Source organism: Mycobacteriales bacterium (assembly GCA_035995165.1).
Classification (GTDB): domain Bacteria; phylum Actinomycetota; class Actinomycetes; order Mycobacteriales; family CADCTP01; genus CADCTP01.
On sequence record DASYKU010000090.1, the window covers coordinates 52,580 to 58,579 of the forward strand.

10 protein-coding genes are annotated in these 6,000 nt (G+C 65.9%); 1 reads left to right on the forward strand and 9 read right to left on the reverse strand.

Annotated features, from left to right (window positions below):
• Positions 1-39 precede the first annotated feature (39 nt).
• A complete protein-coding gene (locus VGP36_14790; GenBank protein HEV7655980.1) occupies positions 40-453 on the forward strand; it encodes a GNAT family N-acetyltransferase in 414 nt (137 codons plus the stop codon).
• 4 nt (positions 454-457) lie between these two features.
• Here the strand turns inward: VGP36_14790 and VGP36_14795 are convergent, their stop codons facing one another.
• The 9 genes from VGP36_14795 to VGP36_14835 form a co-directional block, all read right to left on the reverse strand.
• Positions 458-883 carry a type II toxin-antitoxin system VapC family toxin gene (locus tag VGP36_14795; GenBank protein HEV7655981.1) on the reverse strand — a complete coding sequence of 142 codons (426 nt, stop codon included), beginning with the start codon at positions 881-883 and terminating at the stop codon, positions 458-460.
• Positions 880-1,125 (reverse strand): type II toxin-antitoxin system prevent-host-death family antitoxin, encoded by a 246-nt coding sequence (locus VGP36_14800; protein ID HEV7655982.1) that lies wholly within the window; start codon positions 1,123-1,125, stop codon positions 880-882. Before VGP36_14800 ends, VGP36_14795 begins: the two co-directional genes overlap by 4 nt.
• 29 nt (positions 1,126-1,154) lie before the next feature.
• Positions 1,155-1,601: a hypothetical protein gene (locus VGP36_14805; protein HEV7655983.1), complete on the reverse strand. Its 447-nt coding sequence runs from the start codon at positions 1,599-1,601 to the stop codon at positions 1,155-1,157.
• Positions 1,602-2,069: 468 nt separating this feature from the next.
• Complete coding sequence (locus VGP36_14810; protein HEV7655984.1) at positions 2,070-2,357, reverse strand: hypothetical protein; 288 nt, start codon at positions 2,355-2,357, stop codon at positions 2,070-2,072.
• Between the two features lie 77 nt (positions 2,358-2,434).
• The gene (locus tag VGP36_14815; GenBank protein ID HEV7655985.1) at positions 2,435-2,830 is read right to left on the reverse strand and encodes a type II toxin-antitoxin system VapC family toxin; all 396 of its coding nucleotides are present in this window, start codon (positions 2,828-2,830) and stop codon (positions 2,435-2,437) included.
• Entirely contained in the window at positions 2,827-3,099 is a 273-nt protein-coding gene (locus tag VGP36_14820) for a type II toxin-antitoxin system VapB family antitoxin (GenBank protein HEV7655986.1), read from the reverse strand. Before VGP36_14820 ends, VGP36_14815 begins: the two co-directional genes overlap by 4 nt.
• Before the next feature lie 275 nt (positions 3,100-3,374).
• Positions 3,375-3,665: a ribbon-helix-helix protein, CopG family gene (locus VGP36_14825; protein ID HEV7655987.1), complete on the reverse strand. Its 291-nt coding sequence runs from the start codon at positions 3,663-3,665 to the stop codon at positions 3,375-3,377.
• Between the two features lie 339 nt (positions 3,666-4,004).
• Positions 4,005-5,177 (reverse strand): hypothetical protein, encoded by a 1,173-nt coding sequence (locus VGP36_14830; protein HEV7655988.1) that lies wholly within the window; start codon positions 5,175-5,177, stop codon positions 4,005-4,007.
• 284 nt (positions 5,178-5,461) lie between these two features.
• Entirely contained in the window at positions 5,462-5,875 is a 414-nt protein-coding gene (locus VGP36_14835; protein ID HEV7655989.1) for a PIN domain nuclease, read from the reverse strand.
• Positions 5,876-6,000 lie beyond the last annotated feature (125 nt).

Here is a 6,000-nt window from a genome sequence, read left to right on the forward strand (position 1 = left end):
CTCGTCGTACGGCCAGTGAAGACCGGCGACTTCTCGTCGGTGGCGGTGCTGCTGGCCGAGATGGACGCGTTCTACGGCCAGTCCGGCCGCGAGTCCTCAGCCGTCAAGATCGCGAACATGCGCCGCTACCTGTTCGGGCCGGCGCCGTCCGCGTACCTCCTGGTCGCCGTCTCGGATGCGACCGTGGTCGGCATCGCGGCGTACTCCTACCTCTGGCCGGCCGGCGGCACCACCCGCAGCGTTTACCTCAAGGACCTCTTCGTCGCCGCGACCCACCGCCGCACCGGCGCCGGCCGCCTCCTCTTCACCGCCCTGGTGGACAAGGCCCGCTCCGAAGGCTGCACCCGCCTCGACTGGACCGCCGACCTCCCCAACAAGGAAGCCCAAGCCTTCTACGCCTCCCTCGGCCTAACCGCCAACCCCACCAAACTCCCCTACCGCCTCCCCCTTTGACCCCTCAGGCGCCGGTCAGGGCGGTAGCGAGGCCGAGCTCGGCGCAGGCTGCCAGCAGGTCCTTGTCGCCGCTGGCGACCACGAGGTCCGGAGCCTCGATCCTCTCGGCAGAGGCGCAGTGCACGGCGTCGTACCCGCGCAGCGCCTGACGGTCCACCAGCTCGGCGGCGCGGCGGGTCAGAACTTCGTCCACCTCGACGACGCGGAAGTCGCGCCAGAGGTCGCTCAGCGAGGCCGCGGCCGTCCGATGGTGCTCATCGGCGATCCGGCCCATCCGGCGGGCCCGGGCGAGTGCCGCGGCGGCCTCGAGGAACAGCAACCGTGAGGTCACCACCTCGTCGGCGGACTCCCACAGCTCCTGGCTCACCTCGGTGCCGGGCTCGGTGACGAGCAGCGGCACGAACGCCGAGGTGTCGAAGTAGACGATCACCGTCGCTGCTCGGCCACGAGGTCGCTCACGGAGCCGTCGGCCGGCACCGGATGCGGCGTTCCCCGCCGGTGCCGCTGCGGCGGCCGTACGACGCCCTCGGCGACGAGCCGTTCCAGCGTGCTCGGACCGTCGACCGGAACGATCCGCGCCACGGCCCGTCCGTGGTCGGTGATCGTGACGGTGTGCCCCTTGCGCACCTCAGCCAGGTGCTTGATCAGCGGATAGCACGCAAGGTGCAACATTCATTTTCACTTGCAGCGGGGTTCGGCCGTCATTGGCGCGGGCGCTGCTTCTCCGATATCGATTTGATCAGTAGTTCCCGACCGGCGGAGTCGTTCATTGCCGTGGAAGCGAGTTCGAGGGCGGCTTCCATCAAGGCCACGACGTCAGGTCTGTCGAGAACGTCGGCTGCGGGAAGGGCGACGTTGCGGACTTTCTTTCCGGTTCCCCGCAGAATTCCGGTCGGGTCGGGCAGATCCGGTCCTCGTTGCAAGAAGCATAGAATGATGCCGCGAGCATGGGCCGCGAGCGAGAAGATGGCGTCTGAGGCACGTGACGTCGGACCGAACCCGATGACCAAGAAGTTGTAGTTGTCGTAAACCATCTGGACAGCGGTCGGGAACCGCTTCTCCATCTTGTCCCGGCATGCTTCGATGCGGCGCTGCATCTCAGGAGTGAACTTGGCAATGAACCCGGCCAGCTCAGACTCGGCGGTCACAGCCGGCAACGTACGCCAGCGGCCGTGCTGAGGTCGTGATCGGCGCGTCGCCCCGAGGGACGCACCGACCCGGCGCCGAACGCTCGGCGGCCGGCCGACGCGCTCGCGAGCACCTGAGCCGTCTTCGCGCCGAAGGGACAAGCGCGGGGGCGGCGGCCCTTGCCGAGCACCGCGGCGGTCCAAGGTCGAGGTCCAGGTCGTCCAGTGAGAGACCGGCCTGCTCGGAGAGGCGCATGCCGGTGTCCGCGAAGAGGCGCGCGAAACCAGACGCTCGGCGCGACGGGGCACGGCCGATCTGCGACCGTCGGCTGAATCCCAGCTCAGAAGGGGTATGTGCGCCCGGCAGGACTCGAACCGGCGGCCAAATGCTTAGAAGCCATCCGGCGCCCGACGCCGTGCTGACCAGCCTTGTTGCAGGTCGCCGCCGAGCGAGATCGCCATAGTTATCTGCTCGCTCAGCGATCTACGTCAGCCTGCTTCGAGGTAGCGGTTGATGGCGTCGCGGACCCCTGCGGTGGTCTCGGTCGGCAATCCGCTGGATCGCCTCGTCGCCTGATCGTCCACGCGGAGGTCGACCCGCTTGGAGTGGCCGGCCCGTCCCGACAGCGAGGGCCGGTCCGCCTGCCTGCGGGTCAGGGTGGCTGGGTCGAAGCCGGCCTCGGCTTCCGCCGCCAAGCGCTGCTCGTAGTCGGGGTCGAGGCGGGTTCCCGCCGTGGCGATCATCGGCTCGTCGGCTGGCCGCCCTACTGTCGCCATCTCGTCGCCTCCTCGTACAGGTGGCGGTGGTGCCCGGCTGGTCGGGTCCAGGAGTCTTCGAGCGGTGTTACCGGCGCTCAGAGGTCGACGAGCGCTAGGTCGGTCTTGGTAAAATCTTCGCCGATATACAACAGGGGCTCGTCGGCGAGGCGACTGATGGCATACGTAAGGCAGTCACCGAAATTCAGCGCAGCCGGGTGTCGGCCCTTGCCGTACTGCAAGTATGCGTCGACGGCGACAGCCCAATGCTCGTGGGAAAAATCGATCTGTCGCATCCCGCTTTCTTGAATAAAGCGCGCGAGCAGGGTCTTACCCGGTATACCGAGGCGGGCGGCAAGCACTATTCCGGTCTCAACCAGTGTCGGCGTACCTATGCCTGGCGGTTGCTGCGCGGTGGCGATGCGATCGAGCAACGCGTCCCAGCCCGGTTCGCGCAGCAGAATAGCCACCACGGCTGAACTGTCGACGATCACACGCCCTCCGGACCGTATCCGAGGATGTCCTCCCTTTCGGTCTTACTCAGGGACGTACCGAGAATCTCTGTCGGGATCTGAGGCCACGCCTCCTCGCTGAGGAATCGGCGTAGGCGCTGAGCGCGACCGGCGGTGGTGCGGGTCGCAGTAAGGCGCGCCTTACGCTCCTGCAGGGCGATGTTGATGGCGCGTGTCTTGGTCTCCGCAGCCAGCGTGGCCACCTCAGCGGCGAGCTGTTCCGTCTCGAGGTCCTTGATGTTCAGCGCCATGGTGTAAGGGTATCATCGGAGGTGTACGTACACCAAGACATGACTCAACGTGCGTGGACCAGTGGCCCGCTCGAGCAGCGGTCAGCGGGGAACGAACGCCGCGCCGCGCACTGATCCATACATCCAGGTCAGGGCGGTGTGTGCGCCCGGCAGGACTCGAACCTGCGGCCAAGTGCTGAGAAGCCATCCTGCGCCTCGCGCCGTGCTGACCGGGCTCTTCGCAGGTCGACGCTGAGTGAAACGTCGATAGTTATGTGCTCGCTGATGGATCTTCGTCAGCTTGCTTCGAGGTAGCGGTTGATGGCGTCACGAACGACGTCGCTAACTCGGCGGTTGTCACGCTCCGCGATGCGCTGAATCGCTCCGTACGTCTCATCGTCGACCCGCAGGTCGACCCGCTTGGAGTGACCAGCTCGCCCGGACAGCGAGGGCCGACCGGCGTGCCGGCGGGTGAGGGTGGACGGATCGAAGCCGATCTCGGCATCATCGGCCAGTCGTTGCTCGTAGTCCGCGTCGAGCCGCGTGCCAGCCTTGGTGACCTCCGGCTCTTGCACGGATCGCTTCACTGTCGCCACTTCTTCGCCTCCTCGTCAGGTCGTGGTAGCTGGACCGCATCCGCATGGCGTGGATGACTCGGATTCGTCCATCGGCTAACTCGACCCCGACAACCTCCAGTGCGGTGCCGGTGGCGTCGTCACCGAGGAACAGCAGCGCCTCGTCAGGCCTTGCCGGAGGGGCGGCCGGCTGGGCGAAGAACAGCCCGGCATTGTCGAGGACGTGGCGCACCTGGTCGCGGGACACCCGATGCTTGCGCGCACCGGCGTCCACGACAACCCGGAGAAGTCCACGGAGGTATTATGTCGGACACAACCGGCGGGAGCAACCGGCGGCGCGCGATCTGGGACTCACACTCTGCAGGCGGGGCAAAGCCGCGGCTTGCGTCCGCGGGTCACCGCCCGCTCCCAGTGCGTCCCACAATTCTCACAGGTCAGAGTCTCTATAGCCGCCCGCGGTGCAGTATCCCGTCCGACGCTGCTTGTCGTGGTACGGGCGACCGGGCCTGCCAGTTTGGCTGAGTAGGCGGACACGCGCTTTCTCAGGTCTTCGACCGCGTCCGGCCGGGCCACGTCTTCGCCGTAGAGCGCCAAGCCCCGCTGTGACCAGCGTAGAGCCTCGGTCCAGTTCTTCGCCTTCTGCTGCCGGACTGCCATCTGGCGGTAAGTGTCCAGCAGGGGAATTACGCCGAACTTGGCCAGCAGTGACTCTCGGATGCCATCCATCTCCATATCGTGTAACGAACAGGCCTGGTCGTAGTCATCGAGGGCCGATGTGAAGACCTCTCGGGACTTGTACAGTCGTTCCTCAAGTTCGCAGTACATGAAGTGTCGGTCTATCGGATCCGGATCATCCTTCAACAGGTCACGCAGTCGCGCGATAGATGCGACGTTGTCGCTTGGGAGGCTGCTCAACCACGACAGATCGTAAGAGTCGTCGGCTTCGTCGGTGAGAATGGCCTCGGTGAGTCCGGTCATGATGTTGCCGCGAAGCGTCCATGGCGCGGGCGGAACCACTACTTCGACGTCGAAGTCAGCGGGAGTGCAGTAGAGCCACACTCCTAGAAAGCCGAGTCGCCCGTCCTCGCGAAGTCCTCCGCCGGTCACAACTCCGTTCAACGCAACGTGAGCGCGATTCTCCTCGTACAGCTTTATTAGGCCAGCCCGATAAGCCTGCGCGTCCTCGCGGCAGAAGTAGCCGACCTTACGGCCATCTATCCACACCGATATTGCATTGGGGTCATAGGGATTATCAGGCTCGGTTGCGACGACCGCGAGGACATCGACTCGTACTCGTTCACTGTTCTGTCCGCCCACCACTCGCCATAGCGCCTCTTGATAGTTGCTCTCGCCCACGATCTCAAGGTCGTGACTTCCAGCGTGAACCACGTGGCGGTCAAAATAGGTGATCAAGTCCGTCCAACTCCGCGATGCCTGCCGGGCTTGAACGGCGACCCGTTCCTCACCCTCGCCGAAGAGCCGTCGCAGTATCCCCATCCCGCCATCATGGCTGTCGACGGACACTCATGTCCCAGTTTTGTCACAACGTCGATCCGTTGATCGGGCTTGCCAAAGACGCTTGTCGCGATCAGTGGGTCGGTCACGGAGCGCGGTGCGACGGGCCGACCCGCGCGACCAGCGAAAGGATGCTGGTCAGGGGCGGTGTGTGCGCCCGGCAGGACTCGAACCTGCGGCCAAGTGCTTAGAAGCCATCCGGCGCCCGGCGCCGTGCTGACCTGTGTGCGCGCAGGTCGCGGCTGAGCGAGATGTCGATAGTTATCTGCTCGGTAAGCGATCTTCCGATCGGCTCAGGTCGTCGTCAGCCGCTCGATCGGTTGGCCGGTGACATCTGCGATGATCTCGAAGTCCTTGTCGAGGTGCAGCACGGTCAGGCCGGCGAGTTCGGCCGTAGCGGCGATGATCAGGTCCGGAATCGACGGAGCCCGGTGTTGCCCCCGATCGGCGAGCAGTGTCAGCACTTCGACCGATCGGTCTTCGATCGCGGGTGTCTGGTATTCGACCGGCATGGAGGACAGCGGCGGCCGGCGCAGCCCGACCCGCAGGTCTGGGCCCGACCGGACTGAGTAGCCGATCTCGAGCCGGGTGATGGTGGCGATCCGGACGAGGCCGCGCTCGATGCGGGCGGCCCAGTCGGCGGCGTCCGGGCTCCCGGCGAGGCGGACCAGCGCTGACTTGTCGATCAGCCAGGACGTCAGTGCCACGCCTGGTCCATGACATCGGGGTCGGCCAGGTCCGCGGTGAGCTCGGCGAGTCGGGCCAGATCGGACACCGCGACGGAGGAGCCGGACACCTCGGCGTCCTGGGCGAGCCGGCGGCGCACGTACTC

Coding starts and splice junctions, on each gene's coding strand:
- VGP36_14810 (HEV7655984.1), bottom strand. CDS start 2,357: ATGGCGACAGTAGGGCGGCCAGCCGACGAGCCGATGATCGCCACGGCG.
- VGP36_14820 (HEV7655986.1), bottom strand. CDS start 3,099: ATGGCGCTGAACATCAAGGACCTCGAGACGGAACAGCTCGCCGCTGAG.
- VGP36_14800 (HEV7655982.1), bottom strand. CDS start 1,125: ATGTTGCACCTTGCGTGCTATCCGCTGATCAAGCACCTGGCTGAGGTG.